The organism is Marinobacter alkalisoli (assembly GCF_045449855.1).
In the GTDB taxonomy this organism is placed as follows: domain Bacteria; phylum Pseudomonadota; class Gammaproteobacteria; order Pseudomonadales; family Oleiphilaceae; genus Marinobacter.
The window spans coordinates 136,322-156,665 of sequence record NZ_JBJJLC010000025.1; the positions used below are offsets into that span (position 1 = coordinate 136,322).

Annotated in this window: 18 protein-coding genes; 6 read left to right on the forward strand and 12 right to left on the reverse strand. The window is 56.6% G+C overall.

Annotated features, from left to right (window positions below):
* Positions 1 to 14 precede the first annotated feature (14 nt).
* From glsB to ACJO5Y_RS10695, 8 genes are all read right to left on the reverse strand, one after another.
* A complete protein-coding gene (gene glsB / locus ACJO5Y_RS10660) occupies positions 15 to 908 on the reverse strand; it encodes a glutaminase B (protein ID WP_406987311.1) in 894 nt (297 codons plus the stop codon).
* A gap of 77 nt (positions 909 to 985) precedes the next feature.
* On the reverse strand, positions 986 to 2,455 hold the full coding sequence (locus ACJO5Y_RS10665) for an alanine/glycine:cation symporter family protein (protein WP_406987085.1): 1,470 nt from the start codon (positions 2,453 to 2,455) through the stop codon (positions 986 to 988).
* Between the two features lie 287 nt (positions 2,456 to 2,742).
* Entirely contained in the window at positions 2,743 to 4,152 is a 1,410-nt protein-coding gene (locus ACJO5Y_RS10670; RefSeq protein ID WP_406987086.1) for a sigma-54-dependent transcriptional regulator, read from the reverse strand.
* A 31-nt stretch (positions 4,153 to 4,183) separates the two neighbouring features.
* On the reverse strand, positions 4,184 to 5,923 hold the full coding sequence (locus ACJO5Y_RS10675) for a transporter substrate-binding domain-containing protein (protein WP_406987087.1): 1,740 nt from the start codon (positions 5,921 to 5,923) through the stop codon (positions 4,184 to 4,186).
* A gap of 224 nt (positions 5,924 to 6,147) precedes the next feature.
* The gene (locus tag ACJO5Y_RS10680; protein WP_406987089.1) at positions 6,148 to 6,582 is read right to left on the reverse strand and encodes a PaaI family thioesterase; all 435 of its coding nucleotides are present in this window, start codon (positions 6,580 to 6,582) and stop codon (positions 6,148 to 6,150) included.
* Positions 6,583 to 6,623: 41 nt separating this feature from the next.
* Entirely contained in the window at positions 6,624 to 7,472 is an 849-nt protein-coding gene (locus tag ACJO5Y_RS10685; protein ID WP_406987090.1) for a metal-dependent hydrolase, read from the reverse strand.
* Between the two features lie 232 nt (positions 7,473 to 7,704).
* A complete protein-coding gene (locus ACJO5Y_RS10690) occupies positions 7,705 to 8,331 on the reverse strand; it encodes an NAD(P)H-dependent oxidoreductase (protein ID WP_406987091.1) in 627 nt (208 codons plus the stop codon).
* A gap of 132 nt (positions 8,332 to 8,463) precedes the next feature.
* Positions 8,464 to 9,360: a LysR family transcriptional regulator gene (locus ACJO5Y_RS10695; RefSeq protein ID WP_406987093.1), complete on the reverse strand. Its 897-nt coding sequence runs from the start codon at positions 9,358 to 9,360 to the stop codon at positions 8,464 to 8,466.
* A gap of 121 nt (positions 9,361 to 9,481) precedes the next feature.
* On the opposite strand from ACJO5Y_RS10695, the gene ACJO5Y_RS10700 reads away from it, so the two are divergent.
* Positions 9,482 to 10,390, forward strand: a complete 909-nt coding sequence (locus ACJO5Y_RS10700) for a DMT family transporter (RefSeq protein ID WP_406987094.1) — start codon at positions 9,482 to 9,484, stop codon at positions 10,388 to 10,390.
* A gap of 41 nt (positions 10,391 to 10,431) precedes the next feature.
* Here ACJO5Y_RS10700 and ACJO5Y_RS10705 read toward each other — a convergent pair whose 3' ends face one another.
* From ACJO5Y_RS10705 to ACJO5Y_RS10715, 3 genes are all read right to left on the reverse strand, one after another.
* Positions 10,432 to 11,325 (reverse strand): sigma-70 family RNA polymerase sigma factor, encoded by an 894-nt coding sequence (locus ACJO5Y_RS10705; protein WP_406987095.1) that lies wholly within the window; start codon positions 11,323 to 11,325, stop codon positions 10,432 to 10,434.
* Between the two features lie 25 nt (positions 11,326 to 11,350).
* Positions 11,351 to 11,803 (reverse strand): carboxymuconolactone decarboxylase family protein, encoded by a 453-nt coding sequence (locus tag ACJO5Y_RS10710; RefSeq protein ID WP_406987097.1) that lies wholly within the window; start codon positions 11,801 to 11,803, stop codon positions 11,351 to 11,353.
* A 124-nt stretch (positions 11,804 to 11,927) separates the two neighbouring features.
* Positions 11,928 to 12,923, reverse strand: a complete 996-nt coding sequence (locus ACJO5Y_RS10715) for a hypothetical protein (protein ID WP_406987098.1) — start codon at positions 12,921 to 12,923, stop codon at positions 11,928 to 11,930.
* Positions 12,924 to 13,051: 128 nt separating this feature from the next.
* On the opposite strand from ACJO5Y_RS10715, the gene ACJO5Y_RS10720 reads away from it, so the two are divergent.
* The 5 genes from ACJO5Y_RS10720 (at position 13,052) to ACJO5Y_RS10740 (ending at position 19,135) form a co-directional block, all read left to right on the forward strand.
* Positions 13,052 to 13,789 (forward strand): maleate cis-trans isomerase family protein, encoded by a 738-nt coding sequence (locus ACJO5Y_RS10720; protein WP_406987100.1) that lies wholly within the window; start codon positions 13,052 to 13,054, stop codon positions 13,787 to 13,789.
* Positions 13,790 to 13,994: 205 nt separating this feature from the next.
* Complete coding sequence (locus ACJO5Y_RS10725; protein WP_406987102.1) at positions 13,995 to 14,906, forward strand: bile acid:sodium symporter family protein; 912 nt, start codon at positions 13,995 to 13,997, stop codon at positions 14,904 to 14,906.
* Between the two features lie 35 nt (positions 14,907 to 14,941).
* Positions 14,942 to 15,862, forward strand: coding sequence for a LysR family transcriptional regulator (locus tag ACJO5Y_RS10730; protein ID WP_406987103.1), 921 nt, complete (start codon positions 14,942 to 14,944; stop codon positions 15,860 to 15,862).
* A gap of 170 nt (positions 15,863 to 16,032) precedes the next feature.
* Positions 16,033 to 17,742 carry a DUF1302 domain-containing protein gene (locus ACJO5Y_RS10735; protein ID WP_406987104.1) on the forward strand — a complete coding sequence of 570 codons (1,710 nt, stop codon included), beginning with the start codon at positions 16,033 to 16,035 and terminating at the stop codon, positions 17,740 to 17,742.
* Between the two features lie 31 nt (positions 17,743 to 17,773).
* On the forward strand, positions 17,774 to 19,135 hold the full coding sequence (locus ACJO5Y_RS10740) for a DUF1329 domain-containing protein (protein ID WP_406987105.1): 1,362 nt from the start codon (positions 17,774 to 17,776) through the stop codon (positions 19,133 to 19,135).
* Positions 19,136 to 19,288: 153 nt separating this feature from the next.
* Here ACJO5Y_RS10740 and ACJO5Y_RS10745 read toward each other — a convergent pair whose 3' ends face one another.
* Entirely contained in the window at positions 19,289 to 20,341 is a 1,053-nt protein-coding gene (locus tag ACJO5Y_RS10745) for a mechanosensitive ion channel family protein (RefSeq protein ID WP_406987313.1), read from the reverse strand.
* Between the last annotated feature and the right edge of the window lie 3 nt (positions 20,342 to 20,344).

Sequence of the window (20,344 nt, forward strand, 5' to 3'; positions counted from 1 at the left end):
GAGGTGAGCAGTATTTAAAGACTGTCCGACAGCAACTCCAACGCATACTGGGCCGCCACCGAATTGCCGTTATCGTCGAGCGCCGGCGACCAGGCACAGACGGAGAAGCGGCCCGGTACTATCGCCACGATGCCGCCACCGACGCCACTCTTGGCCGGTAGACCGACACGGTAGGCAAACTCACCAGCAGCGTCGTACATACCGGAGGTAAACAGTAGAGAATTAATTCTGCGTGCCAGTTCCGGTGCCACGAACTGCTCGTCCGCCTGTCGCGAATATCCCTCCGCGGCCAGGTAGTTCAACGCCACCGCCAGATCGACGCAACTCATGTTTAGCGAACAGCAGGCGAAATAGGCGTGGAGCACATCATCAACCTCGTTATGGATGTTGCCGAACGCCTTCGTCAAATAGGCCACCGCGGCATTCCGCGAACGGTGTTCCCATTCAGAGGCCAAAACACTTCGATCGATCAGGATGGACGAATTGCCAGACAGACGCCGCGCCACATCCTGGATGACCTGCGCCGGCGTCGCGAAGGCGCTGACCAAAGAGTCGGCAACAACGATCGCACCGGCGTTAATGAATGGATTTCGCGGCTTGCCCCGCTCCGCCTCAAGCTGCGTCAGGGAGTTGAACGGCATGCCCGAAGGATTGAGCCCGACCCGCTCCCAGAGTGCGTTGCCGATGGCGCGTAGCGACAGAGTCAGCAAAAACACCTTCGATATACTCTGGACCGAGAATGACTCCCGGGCATCGCCAGCCGCGTAAACGCGGCCGTCGTTGGTGCAAATCGCAATACCGAAGCGATTTGCATCCTGCTTTGACAGCGCCGGAATATAGCTCGCAACCTGCCCTTGGCCGAGCCGGGTACGCGCCTGTTGGTGAATACCTTCCAGCCACTCCTGCATGTTTTCAGGTCCGTCAATCGTCGATGATTTGCCCAGGCGCGAAGCCATCCTCACGCCCGGGTATTGCGCCAACAGATTCACCGCGTAGTTGCAACGCTTTCAGCAACGAACGGGGCAGCCCTTTGTCGGTCTTCAGGTTCGATCTTCCAGGCTGCCGCGTCGATATCGAGATCGGCAAAGTTGGCGGCATCGAAAACCGGTTGCTTGATACCGGCTTCTACCTGGTCATCGAAATCACGCAGGATCCGCAGTCCTGGCTGCATCAGCATGATCAACGCAAGCAGGTTCGCCAGTGCCAGCAAGCCCATCGTCACGTCTGCAAACCCGAATACGGTTCCCAGATCGGTAGTTGCACCCCAGCCACACAGGCCGATAACCGCGATGCGGAAAACGTTGAACAGCGTGCGATTCTCTTCGCTAAAGAAGTTGAGGCTGTTCTCACCCAGGTAGTAGTTGTAAAGAATGGTGCTGAAACCGAAAAGCAACAACGCAATGCTGACGAATTCGCGGCCCCACTCACCCACATGACTGGCCAGCGACATCTGGGTAAGCGCCACCCCGCCGATATCACCGCCCTGGGTCGGGTCGTAGGCGGTGCCCATGAGAATGATTAACGCGGTACAGGTACACAATACAAGGGTATCAATGAACACCGATAGCGCCTGCACTCCACCCTGGTTTACCGGGTGCGGTACATAGGCCACGGCGGCGACGTTCGGCGCACTGCCAAGTCCCGCTTCGTTGGAGAACAGCCCCCGCTTCACACCCATCAGTATGGCGGCGCCAATACCACCACCGACTGCAGGCTCCAGGCCGAAGGCGCTCTTGACGATCAGCGCCAGCATCGTAGGCACCTGATCGAGATTCATTGCCAGTACGACCACCGCGATCGCCAGGTAACCAAATGCCATGACCGGCACCAGTACTTCAGCCGTCCGGGCAATTCGTTTGACGCCACCAAAAATGATCACCCCGACGGTGATCGCCATCGCGATGCCGGTGTAAAGCACGGGAACACCGAAGGCATCCTCGAATGACGTAGCGATGGAGTATGACTGCAGCGCAGTGAAGCCGAAGCCAAAGGTCACTAGCAGCAGGATTGAATAGACCACCGCCAGCCAGTTCCACTTCTGCCCCAGCCCGCGTGAGATGTAATAAGCCGGGCCGCCACGAAAGGTGCCATCAGGTTCGGCCTTCTTGTAGGCCTGCGAGAGAGTACACTCCAGGAAACTGGTCGCCATGCCCATCAGGCCGACGACCCACATCCAGAATATGGCACCGGGCCCACCGAGGGTGATGGCGACTGCAACGCCGGCGATATTGCCGCCGCCGACGCGACCGGCGACAGACAGCAGCAACGCCTGGAACGAGCTCAGGTGGCCTTGCTTGTCACGACTGAACACTTGGCCTGTGCCAAAAATTCGAAACATTCGGCCGAAGTAACGAAACTGTACGAAGCGCGATGCGACGGTAAAACCGATACCGACCGCGATCAGCATTGCGATAAGGACATAGCCCCATAGGATGTCGTTGAATAGTTCCAGCATCGGGAACCTCCACGTTTGTTGTTGTGAGTGTGCGGCACCCCTCTAACGACGGTGCCGCCACAGATAGAGCAAGCACTGCGCCAGGCTCGAAGAACTTCCTTAAGCCCTTGTTAAAAAAGAATAAAAAACGGAGATGAGCGGAAGTCGCTTACGTGGAAGGGGTATAACCTGAAGGGGCAAAAATCGACTCAAGCAAACATCAATCTTTAATTATCAATTAGTTACTAATGTTTCGCGAGGTTATAGCAGATCGAAAGGTTATAGGGGTTCAGCCTTCACCATGGCGATCAGGACTGCTGCTTTTTTATTCGTTTGCTCAACGCCGGCTGGGAGATGCCCAACAGCCGCGAGGCAATGGACTGGTTACCCTCGGCACGCCTCATCGCCTCCTGAACCAGCAAATCTGCCACATCACTCAGCGCCGGCAACGGCTCATCAGCGACGAAAACAGAGCGGCGCTCGACAGGCGCGCAAGCGGTTTCCGAATCATTAAAATCAATGGCTCGCTTGAAAACACTCATCGACAACATGCGGGAACGATGAACGCTCACGGCGTCATACACCATCGCCCGCAACTCCCGCACGTTGCCGGGAAAGGCGTAGTTGGACAGAAGCACCGGCAGTTCACCTGGAACGACCGGCTTGGTTTTCCCCATCTCCTCGGCAGCCTTGGCAAGAAAGTACTCCAGCAACAGCGGGATATCCTGCTTGCGATGCCTTAACGGAGGTATCTGCACATGGTGGGTACGCAGGCGGTAGTAGAGATCCTTGCGAAACTCGCCCGCGGCCTGCTTCTTTGCCAGGTCCTGATGGGTCGCGACCAGCACCCTGGCCCGCAGACGTTTCGGCCGGTCGCTACCAAGCGGGTAGTATTCCCCCTCCTGCAGCAACCGCAGCAGCTTGACCTGGGAGGCCATACTGAGATCGCCAATCTCGTCGAGGAACAGCGTCCCTTCCGCTGCCTGCTCGATCATCCCGGCACGCGCAGTGTCGGCACCGGTAAACGCACCACGCTGGTGGCCGAACAGGGTGTCCGCGAACATGTTGTCATCGAGCCCGGCGACATTGACACAGACCAGCGATCCCGGGCGCTCGCTCAGGGTATGTGTCGCGCGGGCGATCAGTTCCTTGCCGGTCCCGCTTTCGCCACAGACCAGGATCGGCTCGCGGCTCACCGCCACCGACTCCAGGTACTGGAACACCGACCGCATACCCTTATCACCAGTGATAATAGGCGCGAAAGCCTCGGGGTGATCCAGAGTGTCATTCAGGACATGTCGGCGCAGCGCCTGATTTTCCCGCCGCAACTCCTGCAGCCGGATAGCCCGCTTGATACCCTCGATCAACCGGTCCTGCTCGTCGGTTTTGACGAAATAATCGAAGGCGCCGAGCTTGATGCAATTGACAGCTGTTTCCACCTGGTTCAGCCCACTGATGACGATCACACCCACATCCGGGTGCTCCTCGACAATCTGGTGCAACAGCTTTTCGCCACCAATGTGCGGCATGGTTAGATCAAGCGTCACAAGGCCGATATTTTCCCGAGCCAGTATACCCATCACGTCGCGGCTGTCCTGACAGCGGTGAATATTGGTGATACCGCCGCTGCGCTCCAGCGCTATCCCGAGACTTCGCAAAAACGACGGCTCGTCATCCACCAACAACACACCAAACGTGGGGTAAAGGCTCTTCGTCATCGAACGTGGCTCCAGTCGCATCTGAGGATATTCACGGGGTTGTGTCGGAACTTTCAGGCTGCAGTGCCGGCAGAGACAGTCGAACGGTGGTTCCCTCTCCCGCTTTGGAATCGAAGGTCAGTCGCCCCTGATGTTCGTGCACAATACCGGCCGACACCGAAAGCCCGAGACCGGTGCCGCCACTCTCGCGTTTGGTGGTAAAAAACGGATCGGTCAGACGGTTCATGACGTCGGGGGCCATACCACAGCCCTGGTCACTGATCTCCAGCAATACCTGATGCAGTCCCATTTTATCAGTTTCGGTATAGGTTCTGAGAAATATACCCTGCTGCGGATGCTCCAGTGCCTGGCAGGCATTCACGACAAGGTTGATCACCACCTGCTCGATCCGCTGGGTATTGCCCCTCACTGCCGGAAGATCCGCACCGTAGTTAACCTCAAAATGACACGTCGCTTTACGGATTGAATTGTCCACCAGCCGGATTGCGGTCACAACGACGGCGTTGAAATCCGGGATCTCGGCCAGGTCAGTACTGCCGTGGCGGGAGAAGTCCTTCAGGTCGCCCACAATTCGTTTGATGCGTTGGCTGCCTTCCAGCATTTCATCAAGCATAAGGGGAATCTCATCCCGCATACGCGAGTACTCGAGCCCTCCGAGCATGAAGTCTCCATGCTCGCGATAATGAGCATCAAGTATGTCCAGGCAATCCGCATAGGCATCCTGTAGCACCGGCAGGTTCAGCAGCAGGAGGCTGCTTGGGTTGTTGATCTCATGAGCGACACCCGAGACCAGCACACCCAGTGACGTCATCTTGTCGGCCTGGATCAACTGCTGCTGATGCTCGCGCAGAGACCTGGAACGGCTGTCCACTTCCCGCTGCAACGTCCGGTTCCAGATCACAATGCTGCCCAGAACCAACAGCAGCGTGCCGGACACCGCCGCACCGACCTGACCGATCAGCTTCCATGGAATGCCGCCGTCCTCTTTAAGCGGTCCCAGCCATTCGTCGTAGATCTCCTGATAGCGGCCGGTATTCTTGAGAATCGCCACTCCCTCGGAAAACTGGGCAAGCAGATCGGACTGCCCCTTCCTGACAGCATATCCATACGACAACGAGAAGGGTCTCGCCACTGGCACGATGTTGGTCAGGCCCAACTGCTGTGTCAGGTAGAGCGCCGGCAGGTTGGCAACCAGCGCATAATCCCCCTTGCCCGAAGCCAGCAAGCGTAGTGCGTCGGCGTGGGTGTCGACGGGAAGCAACCTGGCGCCGACCTGATGCTCAATCAGGTAATCCTCCATGATGTCACCACGCTGAACGATGACCTCTTTTCCCTTAAGGCCGCTCACATCGACAACCGGATCGCCACGTCGGGCAAAGATTGATTGATGCACAATCGCGTGGGGTGGCGAGAATTCGAAGTTCTTCGCGCGTTCGTCGGAATGTGACATGCCCTGAAGCACATCGATCTCGCCGCCGACGAACTTTTTGCGCATCTCAGACCACTCGCCCAGCTCGAATTTGACGTTGATGCCCATGACCTCGGCAATCGCCCGGGTCAGCTCAACATTGTAGCCCGCAGGCTCGCCGTTCTCGTCGATAAACTCGTAGGGAGGATGATAGTGGTCTCCGCCCACAATGATCTGCTGCTTGCTGCGCTCAAGCGGGGCTGCCTCAATCGACAACGAAGTCACTACACACAACAGTAGTGACAACAGCTGAAGCCAACGAATGGCGGCCGGGTCCATTGAGAAAAACTGCACTCGTTTCATTGCCTGCGTCAGCCCAGTGGATGATAAAAGGCGCCAGGTGGGCAAGATTTCGTTTCAGCCTTGTCCGGTAATCATCGCCTGTATGCCTGCCTGCTTTATGGAGACAGACGGAGACGCAGACTAGCACCCGTCCGGGCTCTCGGAAAGTTACTGTACGCAATGGAAAGCGAAGGAGTCGGCAACGGTTGCCCCGGGAGCAGCACTCCCGGGGCCCTGTACACGGCTTACCGAACGATCATATTGGTTGCTGTCGCATGGGCATACAGCTTACCTGCTTCATCGCGGAGGTAGCCCTCAGAAATCACCAGCGAACGACCGGCGTTGATGACTTTTCCCTCAGCAATCATGTTGGTGTTGAACGGAATTGGTCGGCACATCTTGATATTCAGGTCGGTTGTGCCGTAGCCCTCCCCCGCCTGCAGCACCGTGTGGGTCGCACAACCGGTGACCGAGTCCAGTACCGTTGCGGCAAAACCGCCGTGTACCCCGCCCAACGGATTGGTGTGGCTGGCATCCGCCGTGGCAATAAATACGACACGGCCATGCTCCACCTCAGAAGGTTTCATCGGGATGGTCTTGGCGATTCCGGGCGTAGGAAACAAGCCCTCGGCAAATGCCTGCATGATTTCGAGGCCGGTCATTTCTTTTGGATCAATCATCTTTCGGTACTCCCTCATTCAATTACGTTCAATGGTCAGGCTCAGTGGGTCGCTTTAGCGGCCTCGCCGCCCAGACCAAGCATTTCCCTGGTTCGCGCAACCAGATCGGATTCATCCACATCGTTCGGGTGAAAATCGGTCCGGTAATACGCCAGAAACTGTGGGATGAAAATTTTGTAGTGCTGCTGGGCAAAAGCCGCGAACCTGCGCCAGGATCTAAAGTTGAATAGCTGCCGGTCACGCTTCATCAGCACAATGTGATACACCGTCGACATGGTCGTGATCAGTGCAAGGCTCAGCGTAAAAATGGCAACCCGCGGTAGGTAGGCAGCGAGCCCTTCGCCATAAAGGTACTGGTACAGATCGTAGGCGACCGCCTTGTGCTCAGTCTCCTCAATGCTGTGCCACAACCACAGGTTACGAATGGTCTCGTCGTTCATAAGGGTGTGGGTGCTTCTCATCATGGTGGTCACCAGCACGGCGGTGTAATGCTCCAGACCCACCGTTACCAGCAAGTTCCATTTTTCAGGAAACAGGGATTCTATCCCTTTCAGGATGATACCGGTGACTCGCTCCAGAGACTCCGGATCCAGGTCATACTGCTGAGCACTGACATGAAACGCATGATGCTCCTTGGAGTGCATCGCCTCCTGGCCGATAAAAGCACCAATATCCCGATCCAGTTGCTTGTTGGCTTTCGCCAGGGGCCGCAGTGTGCGCACTGAACGCACAAAGTAAGACTCCCCTTCGGGAAAGAGCGTGGATAGCCCGGTGAAATAGTGAGTAAGGGATGGCTCGTTATCGCACCAGTACTTCGGCATGTCGTCGAACTCATAATCCATGCGTCGCACCGGGAACGAAGTAGAAGCCTGGTTGTTGGCAGTAGGCATAACGGATGTCCTCTTTGCGTTCTAAAATGGAACTAACCGTCACAAACCTATCCTGTGGCACTATTCCAGTCCATTCCTTTTTAGAACGTGCATTACAGTTGTCCCAATCTGAACGACGCCATCACTGACGAGACTGTCCTGAGACAGCGAGGGGAAATCAGCATGAAATGGCATGCACTTGGAGAAAAAGGTCTTTAAGAAGGTTCTGTACTCTGATCTGGCGGATCATCGGTCACATCCGGATCACCACATCATCATAGTCAAACCGCACCTTCGGCAGCCCGGCGCTTTTGTCGTTGGGGCTTCGATAGCCCAAAGCCACAATGGCTGAAGCTTCAAGCCCCTGCTCTGTTAACCCCAGAACCTGGTCATAGGCCCCATGATCGAAGCCTGTCATGGGGCAGCTATCGATTTTCAGCACTGCCGCCGCGGTCAGCAATGTCCCCAGCGCAATATAGGCTTGCTGGTGCGCCCACTCCCGTTTCTGCACTGGCGACTTGGAGGCCAGAGCCTGCTTCATATGTTCGGCATAACCAGAGACATCGTCGTAGGGAGCGCCTCTGACTTCCATCAGCTGCTTTACGTAACGATCCACGGTTTGATTGCCTATATCCGTATGAGCCGCGAATACGATCAGATGGGAGCAATCCAACACCTTTTGTTGCCCAAACGAAAACGGCAACAGATCCTTCCGCACGGCCCGGGATTCAATCACGATCACTTTGTAGGGCTGTAAACCATAGGAAGAAGCGCTTTTCCGTGCCGCATCAACCAGTGTTTCAACAACCTGATCGCTCAGCTTATCGGACGAAAATTCACGGACGGCGTAACGCCAATCCAGAGCTGCATGTATATCCATTAGCCATCTCCTCAGTTTTTTGAAGGGGGTACAAAGATCTGTTGGAGTGGCCACTCTATGAAATTGCATAAGCCCATTAAACGGGCGCAATAGAACTACATAATTTCCAACCAGGAAACAATTAATGCATTTCTACTCCCAATACGGCCTGTCACCCAGATGCTGGTCGAGATGATCCAGCAACATCCTGACTTTCATCGGCTGTTTGCGCCCCGGTGGGAAAAGCGCGAACACGGTATACCCCTTTGGCGGGAAGTCCTGAAGCAGGGGAATCAGCGATTCGCTCTCGATATCCTGCTGCACCAGGAAGCGCGGCAGCAAACCCACCCCCATCCCCCGCAGCAGGCTTTGGCGGATCGCCAGGCTACTGTCGATTCGTAGATTACCGTTCACGGTGACTTCCTCACCACCCAGCTCCCAGATTCTGGGGCGGTCGTGAAGGGTAAACATCAGGCAGTTATGTCGGGCGAGATCGGCGGGCGACCGGATCTCTGGCGCCCGTTCCAGATACTGCGGCGAGGCACACACGATGTTCCTGGATTTCCTGAGCGGCCTGGCCAGCAGGCTCGAATCCGAGAGTGCACTGCGCACCCGAATCGCAATATCAACGCCCTGCTCTACCAGATCGACCATGCGATCACTCAGCTGCAAGTCAATGTCGATGTCCGGATAGCGGATCAGAAAGCTGTCGATGGCTTCGGTGATGTGGGTCAGACCAAACGACATGGGCACATTGATCCGGATCGTTCCCCGGGGCTCCGCCTGAAACCCCCTGGCCTCCAGTTCGGCATCCTCTAACTCGTCCAGCAGGGCCTGGGTTCGTTTCAGGAAGACCAGGCCGGCATCGGTGAGATTCATCCGGCGCGTGGTCCGGTTGATCAACCGGGTGTCGATGTCCTGTTCCAGGAAGGCAATATGCTTGCTGACCGTCGCAGCGGTCATGTCCAGATCATCCGCCGCCCTGGTGAAACTGCCCAGTTCCGCGACCCGTCGAAAAATCCTCATGGCAACGAGCTTGTCGGTGGCCACCTCAACCCCTTCATTTTTTCCAATTTGGAATGAGTATTGTTCGGATCGCTCCAATTATCAATCGAATCATTTCCTGCACACTAGCACTCAGGAATCACCCTCTCACAGCAGGAGCAGATCGATGATGATGGCATTGAAGCAACACCTGACGTTCCCTCCCCTCACTGTGGTCTGGGGCCTGTTGGTGGCCAATGGCTTTCTCATTGCGCTGATGCTGGCCCTGGCGAAAACGGCAACCGCGCAAGGCGTACCGGCCATCACCTATGCCTTCTGGCAAACGCTCATTGCCGGTTCTGTGCTTCTGTTGTGTTCCGCTAAGCCCAGAGCGATGTTCGAAAGACGGCTGACGACCTACTTCCTGATCAGCGGCCTGACCGGAATAGCGATACCCAACGCCACCGCCTTCTACCTGGTCACCAAGCTGGGTTCCGGCTTCACCGGCATCATGTATGCCCTGCCACCGATATTCACCTTCCTGATTGCCACAACCATGGGCCTGGAAAAACGCAACTGGGCAAAGCTCACCGGCTTGTCAGTTGCAGTCCTCGCCTGCACCTGGATTGTTCTGCAGCGCCATTCGGAGATGCCCCAGGCGGATGTTCTGTGGTTCGCCCTGGGCCTGCTCATCCCGGCCATGCTGTCGATCGGCAATGTCTATCGCTCCGTAGCCTGGCCCGGCGACACAAAACCGATGACACTGGCTGCCGGCACCCTGCTCGCCTCCGCAGCCTCACTTGGCCTGTTCGCCCAGGCAATCGGAACACCGCTGGTCTCGAACGACTTCGGCCATCAGTTCCTGGGGGTCATCATCTTGCAGGGGCTGTTAACCGCGCTGACCTACTTCTGCGCCTTCGAACTCCAGAAACGCTCCAACCCGGTTTTCTACAGCCAGCTCGGCGCCGTGGCGGCCGTGTTCGGATTAATCATCGGCGTGGTGTGGTTTAAGGAACAATACTCGTTGAGCATCTGGCTTGGCGCGTTGATAGTGATCGTTGGGCTGAAGATGAGCAATCGGGTATCGGGCGGATAATGGCAGTTTTAAGGAAGAGCCCCCTGGCAGACTCCGTATTCCTAGACAGGTTGCACCGGCAGACAATCAGACAGGTGCCGCAATTTGTCCGGATTACGCACGACATACACCGCCTGGATTCGACCATTCGCCACATCCAGCGTCAAAACCTGGGGCAGCCCATCCTTTTCGATGGTTAACCACCCAGGTAGCCCATTCACAATAACGGGGCTGGCCCAGCGCGGGTTAGGCGAGGTGGACTTGCGGGCCAGCCCTTCAAATAACCGGCTAATCTTATCGGCGCCGAAGATCACACGCCGTGCTGCAACTCTCTTACCACCGCCATCGGTATGCAGAGTGGCGTTCTCGCTCAGCAACGCCTTCAACGTTGTAACGTCACCACTGCGGGCTGCGTCAAAGAATCGGTCAGTCAGTTGGCCGTGCTCGCCAGGCGTCACCTGATAGCGAGGCCGCGCGGCCTGCACCCTTTTCCGCGCCCGACTGGCAAGCTGACGGCAGCTTGCTTCAGTGCGTTCCAGACTGACGGCGACCTGACCGAAATCCAGCCCGAATACATCGTGCAGCAGGAACGCAGCACGTTCCAATGGCGACAGGCGCTCCAGCGCCAGCATCAGGGCAAAGGACACATCACTGGCCAGGGCTTCAGCGTCCGCCGAAGTATCCGGAGCCTCCAGAAGAGGCTCCGGCAACCAGGGGCCAACATAGATTTCCCGTTGCCGGTGCGCGGCCCGGAGGCGATCAAGGCACAGCCGACTGGTGACAGTTGTCAGGTAAGCCCGCACGTCAGCGACTGACAGGTGGTCAGCATCGTGCCAGCGCAGGTATGCATCCTGCACGACATCCTCCGCCTCGGTCACCGAACCCAGCATGCGGTACGCAACGCCGGTCAGGTAACGGCGCCAGTGGTTAAACTGGCGTGCAGGCTGTTCCGTCATGGCCTTAGGCTCCTGGCAAAGTTAGTCATGAATCACAGTCGTTCGGATGGACCGCACGAAACCCCACACTGATCCGGTTCCAGACATTAATTGCGCCGATCAACAACGTCAGGTCGACGAACTCTTTCTCGGTAAAGTGCGCAATGCCCTGTTCGTAATCCTGGGTCGGGGCTCCGGTGTCAGGCAAGTTGGTCAACGCCTCGGTCCAGGCCAACGCAGCCCGTTCACGTGGCGTGAAGAGCCTGGACTCACGCCATGCAGACAACAGGTAGAGCCGTGCCTCACTCTCACCCGCCGCGCGGGCATCGCTGGTGTGCATGTGCAGGCAATAGGCGCAGCCATTGATCTGGGATGCCCGTGTTTTTACCAGGTGGATCAGGCTGTGTTCCAGCCCGCAATCACGAACGTACTCCTCCAGCCTGGTCATTGCCGCGATGGCGTCCGGGCCGGCCTTATAGGCGTTCAGGCGTGTTTCCATTATCTTACTCCTCTGCGGTAGGTGGAATGATATCCACGGATAGTTTCACAGAGGTAGACGAAACAGCCCCGGCGTTTGTGACATGCCGGGGCGTATTTTCTATGACAGGCAAGCGGTGGAGGCTTTAGGCAGGAACCGTACTTTCCGCTGACTCGTCACTTTGCGGTGGGGTCTCTGCCAGCAGAACATCCCGAAATGAGAAATAGTAGGCGCCACCAAGTACCGAGCCCCAGACCAGCGAGGTCAGTAGCGCCAATACCCCCATAACAATCGTGGAAACGCTGGAAACCCCGATAGCAAACACCGGGACAAGCACCAGATTCATGAACACAACGGCATTCACCGCAAAAAAGAACAATACAAAGAGGTTCTTGAAGCTCGCCCGAAAGCTGTTACCCATCGCTTCCAGCAGCCCCTGTCGTGAAACAACCACAAGAGGAATCACATAACAGAAAAGTGCCGCATACACTGCCAGCACGGCAAACCCGACAACAGCCGTGAAGATCATCATGATCACCGCACCCTGTGGGTTAAACCCACCATTCGTAAAGCCGCCCATACGGGCTGAACCAAACATCGAGCCTGAAAACCCGGTGACTTTCATGATCATGTAAACAACAAACCCCAGTACCAGGGTGGCCAGCGCCATCGCGATCATCATCAGAAAGAGTGAAAGAATGGTGTGGCCATTGAACCCTGAAAAAACGTCTGAAAACCGAGGGCGCTTCTCAGCCGCGCCATGGAACACGACCATAATCCCGGCGTTCAGAACAAGACTCACCAAAATGCCGACAACCGCAGCCAGCGCAATTGCCACAAAACCACCCCGGGAAACCAGCTCCATAGCACCGAACTGGATCAGAGTCGTTACCACCAGCACGAGAAAGTACGCCGACAGAATCACGGCCCAATTCTCGCGGAGTAAACGGATGGATCCCGAAATCCAGTTAAGGGGCGGGCCGGCCTTGACCTTGCGGGGGGCGACAGACGGCGGTTGGGAGGAATAGGATTCAGACTGCGCATTCGACATTGGAAGTCCTTGATTTGCTTTCCATGAATTGTGACCACCCAGGTGGTCGATACGAAGCTCGGGACCGTAACAAAACATGCCGCTGGTCATTGCCCGATATCACCCTCACCTCTTGTGAGACATTAACCATCCAATCCGGCCCGTTTTGCCGGAGGCCAGGTTCTGCCAGAATGTCCAGACGCCATCCCCGGTTGAGGGTGGAAGACAAGGAGCGACACATGAGCAAGACATCGCCTCCCGCCAGACTCGGATTCCTTTATCCAGGCCATGCGGCCGAGGATGACTATCCATTGATGGGCACCATGGTAGAGCCGCCCGCCCAGGTCACCCTGATCCACACCGAGTTTCTCGAAGACGCCCACACCGTTGAAGCGCTCAGTGAAATGGGCAGTATCGAACGCCTGTCAAAAGGCGCGGAAGCCCTAGCCGACTCACAGATTGAATCGGTTATGTGGACCTCCACCAGTGCCAGTTTCGTGCTTGGCCTGGATGGCATCAGCAAACAGATCGACGCCCTTGAGAAAATGCTCTGTGTACCCGCCTCTACAACAGCCATGGCGTTTGCCCGGGCGGTCAAAGCCATTGGCGCAGAAACGGTGGCCATTGCCGCCACCTATCCGGAAGACGTCGCACAGCGATTCCGCCAATTCCTCAATCACTTCGATATCAACGTGGTTCACCATGCGAGCAGAGGCATTGTGACCGCAGCCGAAGTTGGCACCCTGGGTAAAGAAGAAGTGATCAACTTCGCACTGGAGAACACCCGCCAGGACGCGGACGTACTGCTTATTCCTGACACCGCCCTCCACTCCGCCGCCTGGCTGACCGACCTGGAGCGGGCGACGGGGAAACCCGTGCTGACAGCGAATCAGGTCAGTTTCTGGGAAGCCCTGCGTTTATGCGGAAAACTGACACCCCAGTCCGGACTGGGCAGACTGTTCGAGGAAGTTCCCTGAACAAACGGGCCTTGCGCAATAGGCGGAAAGACGGCACTGAACGGCTAGCGGTCTGCCGAACCATTCACCGGCATTATGCCCAGCCATCACCATAATAAAGTTCAGCTCAAAAAAAACCTGCCCTACTATCCTGCTACACCATTCCAACAATAAAACCAGGCGAATTCCAAGCAAACCCCAGGGCCTGTTCAGCGAGTCTACCGCCATGATCGACGAAACACTCGTCACCTTTATCAACGTCACCGCTATTCCGTTATCCCTGTTCCTGATCATGCTCGGTATGGGCATGACTCTGACAATCAAGGATTTCAAACGGGTAGCTCTGTATCCGAAGGCCGTTGCCATTGGCCTGACCAATCAGCTCCTTGTGCTGCCCATTGTCGGCTTCGTCGTGGCCTCCACCATGCCCTTGTCGCCGGAACTGGCCGTGGGCCTGATGCTGGTTGTCGTTTGCCCAGGCGGCACCACTTCCAATCTGTTCACATACCTGGCCCGCGGTGACGTCGCCCTTTCAATCACGCTGACGGCTATTGCCAGTGTGATAACCATTTTTACCATTCCGTTTATTATCAACGCCGCCCTGGAGTTTTTCATGGGATCTGACACAACGCTGTCATTACCCGTGTTAACGACAATCCGCAATCTGGTTCTGATTACCTTGCTGCCGATATCGCTGGGTATGATCGCCAGACATGTCTGGCCTCAGTTCGCCACAACGGGGGCGCAACTGGCCACCCGGTTTGCCGTTGTCTTCATGGTCGCACTGATCTGCTATTCGGTTTACCAGCAAAGGGACATTCTCGCCAGCGCCCTGATGGCCGCCGGCCCGGCGGTTATATTACCGAACGTTTCCACCATGGCCATCGGCTATATCTCTGCCCGGGCCCTCAAACTACCTCGCCCTCAACAGGTTTCCGTCACTCTTGAAGTCGGTCTGCAAAACAGCGCATTGGCGATGATGATGGCCCTGGGTCTGCTGTCCAACTACCAGATGTCCCTGACGCCCGGCGTATATTCACTGGTGATGTTCTTCACTGCCGGTCTGGTGGTGCGCTTGACGCGGCACAGGCCACGCCCTCAAAGCAGTCCATCAACATCGACACCCGTTGTGCCATAATAGCGTGATCGGAAGCATGACAAGTCAGCACCAGAATGAATGTCAGCAAAATTGATCTCAATCTGTTCGTCGTATTCGACGCCGTTTACACGACTCGCAACCTGACCCGCGCCAGCGAGATCCTCTGTATTACCCAACCCGCCGTCAGTAATGCTCTGGCCCGGCTGCGGGAGATGTTCAATGATCCGCTGTTTGTCCGCACCGGCAATACCATGGCGCCCACGCCTGTGGCCAAGAGAGCCATTGGGCCGGCAAGGGAAGCGCTCCGGCTCTTGCAAACGAGTGTCAGTGCCAACCAAACCTTTGAGGCCGCCACCGCCGAGATTACCTTCTCCTTCAGCATGGGGGATATTTACGAGGCAGCCATCTTTCCCCGCCTCTATCCTTTATTGGCAGGCAGAGCGCCCAATGTGCGATTGAACAATTTCAAGGTGCCCCGTGAGGAGGTGGCATCAGCGCTGGCCAGTGGCCAACTGGATTTCAGTTTGGACGGGCCCGCCTTTCACAATGAGCCGGATATCTGCCGGTACCTGGTTGCTCAGGACCGCTATGTTCTGGCCGCTCGCAGAAACCACCCCGCCGTCCCGGATTCCATTGCGCTGGAGGAGTTCCTGGCCTTGCAGCACGTCGGCCTGCTGCAAGACAAAGAACAGCCTGATCAGGTCGAAATCGCCATGGAACGCCTCGGTCTGCGCCGCAACTCGATGATCCAATGCAACCACCTGATGACCATCCCGGTGTTATTGATGAAATCCGACCTGGTAGCCTGCGTGCCCTACCATTTCTGCAAGCATTTTGATCTCCATTGGTGCGAACTGCCTTTTGAGCCCCCCCGCCTTGAGTACACCCTCTACTGGCACCTGAGTGTCGATCAGGATCCCAGCCACTGCTGGATGCGTGAGCAACTCACCGAGGCCGTCCAGAACATGCGTGCAGCGGTTGATCTCGCCCGCTAGTCCAGCTTCCTGCCCCGACAAATCCCATTCATCAGAGTTATTACTGACTATCACGCGAATAAAGTTCTGCGACTGACACCTCCTTTCTACACTGCGATCTTGAGGTTTTCCGGTTCCCCCGGCGGATTCCGGACCTCATTACTCCGACAAAAATCACAATAGGAGATGTCATGACGACAAATCTACGGTTCCCGCGACGGCCGCTGGGCTGTGCCATTCTGGCCTGCTCCCTGGCTGCAATACCGCTGAGTTCCCAGGCCGCCCGCTTCCAGTTCGGCGAGTTACAGGGAAGCTTCGACTCCACGATCTCCGTCGGCGCCGGTTGGCGCGCCAGCGATGTTAACGAAGAGCATGTGGCCCCCGGCAACTTTCCAGGCGGCGAGGCCCAAGCCAGCACCAATGACGACGGCGACCTGAACTTCAAGCAGGACAAGACCTACTCAAAAATCATCAAGGGGGTTCACGACCTGAGTCTGAGCTACCAGAACGTCGGTGCCTTCACCCGCTTCAAGTACTGGTACGACAAAGAGCTGGCCGACGAATCCCGCTCCCATGGCCATGGCCCCAATCTCTATGAACCCGATGCTCGACTCGATGACGACGAATTCAGCGACAACGCCAAATTTTCCGGCTTTGAGGTTCTCGATGCGTTTGTCTACGGCGATTTTTACCTGGGCAACGTACCCACCAATATACGGCTGGGCAAACAGGTGGTCAGCTGGGGTGAAAGCGTCTTTATCAGGAATAGCATCAATGCCGTGAATCCCGTTGATGTTGCCGCTTTCCGGCGTCCCGGCGCGGAAATCAAGGAAGGCCTCCTGCCCGTCAACATGGTGTCTTTCAACACTGGACTCACCGAGAATCTGAGCCTGGAAGGTTTCTACCAGTTTGAATGGGAGAAAACGGAAATAGATGCCTGTGGTACCTATTTCTCCACCTCGGACGTCGCCGCTGAAGGCTGCAACTTCCTGACACTGTCACCCAATTTGCCCGACCGGGTACTGGTTGCCGCACCTGGTGGTGCACTGACCCGCTCCGGCAACGTGGAACCCAAGGATGATGGCCAGTTCGGCCTCGCCATGCGCTATTACGCGCAGGCTCTGAACGATACCGAGTTTGGCCTTTACTACATGAATTTCCACAGCCGCCTGCCCTTCGTTGGCGTCTCCACCGAGGGTGGTGTTCCCACTTACTTTGTGGAGTATCCAGAGGACATCCAACTGGTCGGCCTCAGCTTCAACACCAACGTGGGAGCCTTCGCCTGGTCAGGGGAAATCAGCCACCGTAAAGATTCACCTGTTCAGATCAATGGCAGCGAGGTCATTGGCGGCCTGTTCGGTGCTCTGGGGCTGGCACCCGCCAACACCTATTCATCAGACGTCCGGCTCGGCGAACGCACGCCCGGCTACGATCGGTTTGATATCACTCAGGTCCAATCCAGCCTGTTGCGCATCTACAACCAGGTGCTGGGTGCCTCCCGCCTGATCCTCATTGGCGAAGCGGGCTTTACCCACATTCACGACAGCCTTGATGATCACCCATACGGCCGTTCATCCAACTACGGGGCTGGGTCACCAGGTGACGACGGCTTTATCACCAATAATTCGGCCGGCTACCGTTTACGCGGGGCTTTGGAGTACAGCAACGCATTCGCCAGCATAAACCTGTCGCCCAACCTGTCCTGGTCCCATGACGTTTATGGATTCTCGCCCAGCGGTGGAGCCTTCAACGAAGGGGACAAAGCTATCAGCGTCGGGGTGGATGCGGATTACAACAACACCTACAAGGCCAGCCTTTCCTACACGAACTTCTTCGGCGGCGACTTCAACACGGTCGATGACCGCGACTTTATAGCGGCCAGCGCCAGCATCACGTTCTGACCGGCGGTTGCCAAAAAAAGGAGAACAGATCATGAAAATAACAAGCTCACTGGCTGCCCTCAGCCTTACCCTGCTCATCAGCGCCCCATTGGCCGCGGCAGTCTCCCCTGAAAGTGCCAGCAAACTGGGCGAAACCCTGACCCCCCTGGGGGCGGAGCGGTCGGGTAATGCCGACGGAACCATTCCACCGTGGGAAGGCGGAATTACCGAGCCACCGGCCAACTACAACGATGGTGAGCACATGGTGAGTCCTTTCCCTGAAGACAAGGTCATCGCTACCATCTCCATCGACAACCTCGAGCAATACAAAGACAAGCTAACACCCGGTCAACTGGCCATGTTCGAGAAGTATCCTGATAGCTACCGCATGCAGGTCTACCAAAGCCGCCGGACCTCGGCGCTTCCGGAAGGGGCGTATGACAAGATTCGCCAGAACGCTGTCAACGCAAGCCTGGACGATGGTGGTAATGGCGTGTCCGGGTTCCAGGAAGTGATCCCATTCCCCATTCCGCAGAACGGGCTGGAAGCAATCTGGAACCACCTGATCCGCTACCGCGGCCGCAGTCTGAACCGCGACATTGTTCAGGCAGTGGTTAAAGGGTCCGGGGACTATACTCTCATCCATTTTGCGGACGAAGCGATCTACCCGGTCAACATGAAAGGTCATGACCCCGAGGAAGACAGCAATATACTCGTGTATTTCAAACAGACAACTACTGCCCCGGCACGACTGACTGGCAATCGTATCCTGGTGCATGACACCATTAATCAGGTCACGGAACCACGCCGGGCATGGATCTACAATGCTGGCCAACGCCGTGTTCGGCGTGCCCCTCAGGTGGCCTACGACGGCCCCGGCACTTCCTCGGATGGGTTGCGCACGGTCGACAACTTTGACCTGTTCAGCGGTGCACCCGACAAGTACAACTGGGAACTCAAGGGCAAGCGGGAGATCTACATCCCCTACAACAATTACACCCTGGCCTCTGACACACTGAACTACGACGACATCATCCAACCCGGCCACATGAATCCGGATGTGCTCAGATATGAACTCCATCGGGTCTGGGAAGTGGAAGCCACACTGAAGGAGGGCGAGCGTAACGTCTATGGCCGCCGAACGTTCTACATTGACGAGGACAGCTGGCAGATTGCAGCAGCCGATTATTACGACAACCGAGGCGACCTTTGGCGCGTAGCCGAAGGGTTTCACGTCCAGTATTACTATGCGGACACACCGTATTACACGGCAGAGGCCGTCTACGATCTGCTGGCTTCCCGCTATCTCGTACTCGGGCTCTTCAACGAGTCGGATGGTCCCATCGAGTTCGGCTTCACCGCAAACAAGATGGATTACACTCCGGCAGCGCTAAGAAGGTCTGGCTTCCGTTAACCCTTTTGGCGGACGGGACACGCCATTCGTTCCGTCCGCCAAAGATCAGCCCCACGTCACCCTCAAAGGCGGTCACTTCCTGCAGGAAGATTCACCGATACCCTTTGCCCGGGCGATCAACAATCTGCTTGCTACGTTAGCCTGAAATCACGATCAATTTTCATCAACCAGCCGAGCCCTCAGGCGGGGCAACTGGGCTGGGTAGTGTTCCTGGATAAACGTGACTAACCCCTCGCGAACGGCACACCTTAATTCCCAGTTCCTGCTGGAGTTCGAGGCACTCATCAGGAACCGTACCTGCATGGCCTGGTCACTGGTATCAGTGACCTGCACCAAAGCCACCTGACCATCCCAAAGATCCGAGTTATCCAACAAACGGTTGAATTCCGCTCGAAGCGGCTCAACCGGCATTGTGTAATCCACCCAGACAAACACAGTGCCCAGTAATTCAGCGCTATGTCTGGACCAGTTCTGGAACGGATTCTCAATAAACCATTGCAACGGGACAACCAGCCGGCGCAGGTCCCAGACCCTCAACACGACATAGGTGGCGGTAACCTCCTCCACCCAGCACCATTCCTCTTGCACATACAGCACGTCGTCTATTCGAAAGGGCTGAGTGAGCGCAATCTGCATCCCCGCCAGCAGGTTGCTCAGGACAGGGCGGGCGGCGAACCCCAGAATAAGGCCGCCGACACCTGCGGAGGCGAGCAGGCTAGCCCCCATATGCTGAACCGACTCAAAGGTCATCAGGGCCGCGCCCAAACCAATAATCACAATGAGAATGTTCAGGGCCCGGACCAGGAATCGGGTTTGGGTTTCGACCTTGCGAGCCCGTTTCCACTGTCCCTCAAGCGCCGGGTTCAGCACGACTATGACGTCACCAATGGCGGAGGTCAGCCGGACCGCCGCCCATGTGAAAGCAAGAATGAGCAATAAGGTCGTGATTTGCTGAATCCCGGCCATCCATGGCAAGTCGTCTGGCGCTGCATTTAACGCCCCTGTCAGTGCCAACAGACAGACCACCACACCAAGGGCTCTGGCCGCAGCATCGAGAAACAATCTCGGCACCGCTCTCGACTCAGAGAAATGGCGAACCAGTGCCAGAGCCAGCCGGTAGATCATCAAAGTGACTATCACCGCGAGAATCACCGATAATCCGGGCCACAACCATGCTTTGAAACCGAGCTCAAATGCTTCCAATATCAC

Excerpts from the sequence above, each read along its gene's own strand:
- glsB (WP_406987311.1), bottom strand. The coding sequence starts at position 908 with ATGCAGGAGTGGCTGGAAGGTATTCACCAACAGGCGCGTACCCGGCTC.
- ACJO5Y_RS10665 (WP_406987085.1), bottom strand. The coding sequence starts at position 2,455 with ATGCTGGAACTATTCAACGACATCCTATGGGGCTATGTCCTTATCGCA.
- ACJO5Y_RS10670 (WP_406987086.1), bottom strand. The coding sequence starts at position 4,152 with ATGACGAAGAGCCTTTACCCCACGTTTGGTGTGTTGTTGGTGGATGAC.
- ACJO5Y_RS10675 (WP_406987087.1), bottom strand. The coding sequence starts at position 5,923 with ATGAAACGAGTGCAGTTTTTCTCAATGGACCCGGCCGCCATTCGTTGG.
- ACJO5Y_RS10680 (WP_406987089.1), bottom strand. The coding sequence starts at position 6,582 with ATGATTGATCCAAAAGAAATGACCGGCCTCGAAATCATGCAGGCATTT.
- ACJO5Y_RS10685 (WP_406987090.1), bottom strand. The coding sequence starts at position 7,472 with ATGCCTACTGCCAACAACCAGGCTTCTACTTCGTTCCCGGTGCGACGC.
- ACJO5Y_RS10690 (WP_406987091.1), bottom strand. The coding sequence starts at position 8,331 with ATGGATATACATGCAGCTCTGGATTGGCGTTACGCCGTCCGTGAATTT.
- ACJO5Y_RS10700 (WP_406987094.1), top strand. The coding sequence starts at position 9,482 with ATGATGATGGCATTGAAGCAACACCTGACGTTCCCTCCCCTCACTGTG.
- ACJO5Y_RS10705 (WP_406987095.1), bottom strand. The coding sequence starts at position 11,325 with ATGACGGAACAGCCTGCACGCCAGTTTAACCACTGGCGCCGTTACCTG.
- ACJO5Y_RS10710 (WP_406987097.1), bottom strand. The coding sequence starts at position 11,803 with ATGGAAACACGCCTGAACGCCTATAAGGCCGGCCCGGACGCCATCGCG.
- ACJO5Y_RS10715 (WP_406987098.1), bottom strand. The coding sequence starts at position 12,923 with ATGACCAGCGGCATGTTTTGTTACGGTCCCGAGCTTCGTATCGACCAC.
- ACJO5Y_RS10720 (WP_406987100.1), top strand. The coding sequence starts at position 13,052 with ATGAGCAAGACATCGCCTCCCGCCAGACTCGGATTCCTTTATCCAGGC.
- ACJO5Y_RS10725 (WP_406987102.1), top strand. The coding sequence starts at position 13,995 with ATGATCGACGAAACACTCGTCACCTTTATCAACGTCACCGCTATTCCG.
- ACJO5Y_RS10730 (WP_406987103.1), top strand. The coding sequence starts at position 14,942 with ATGAATGTCAGCAAAATTGATCTCAATCTGTTCGTCGTATTCGACGCC.
- ACJO5Y_RS10735 (WP_406987104.1), top strand. The coding sequence starts at position 16,033 with ATGACGACAAATCTACGGTTCCCGCGACGGCCGCTGGGCTGTGCCATT.
- ACJO5Y_RS10740 (WP_406987105.1), top strand. The coding sequence starts at position 17,774 with ATGAAAATAACAAGCTCACTGGCTGCCCTCAGCCTTACCCTGCTCATC.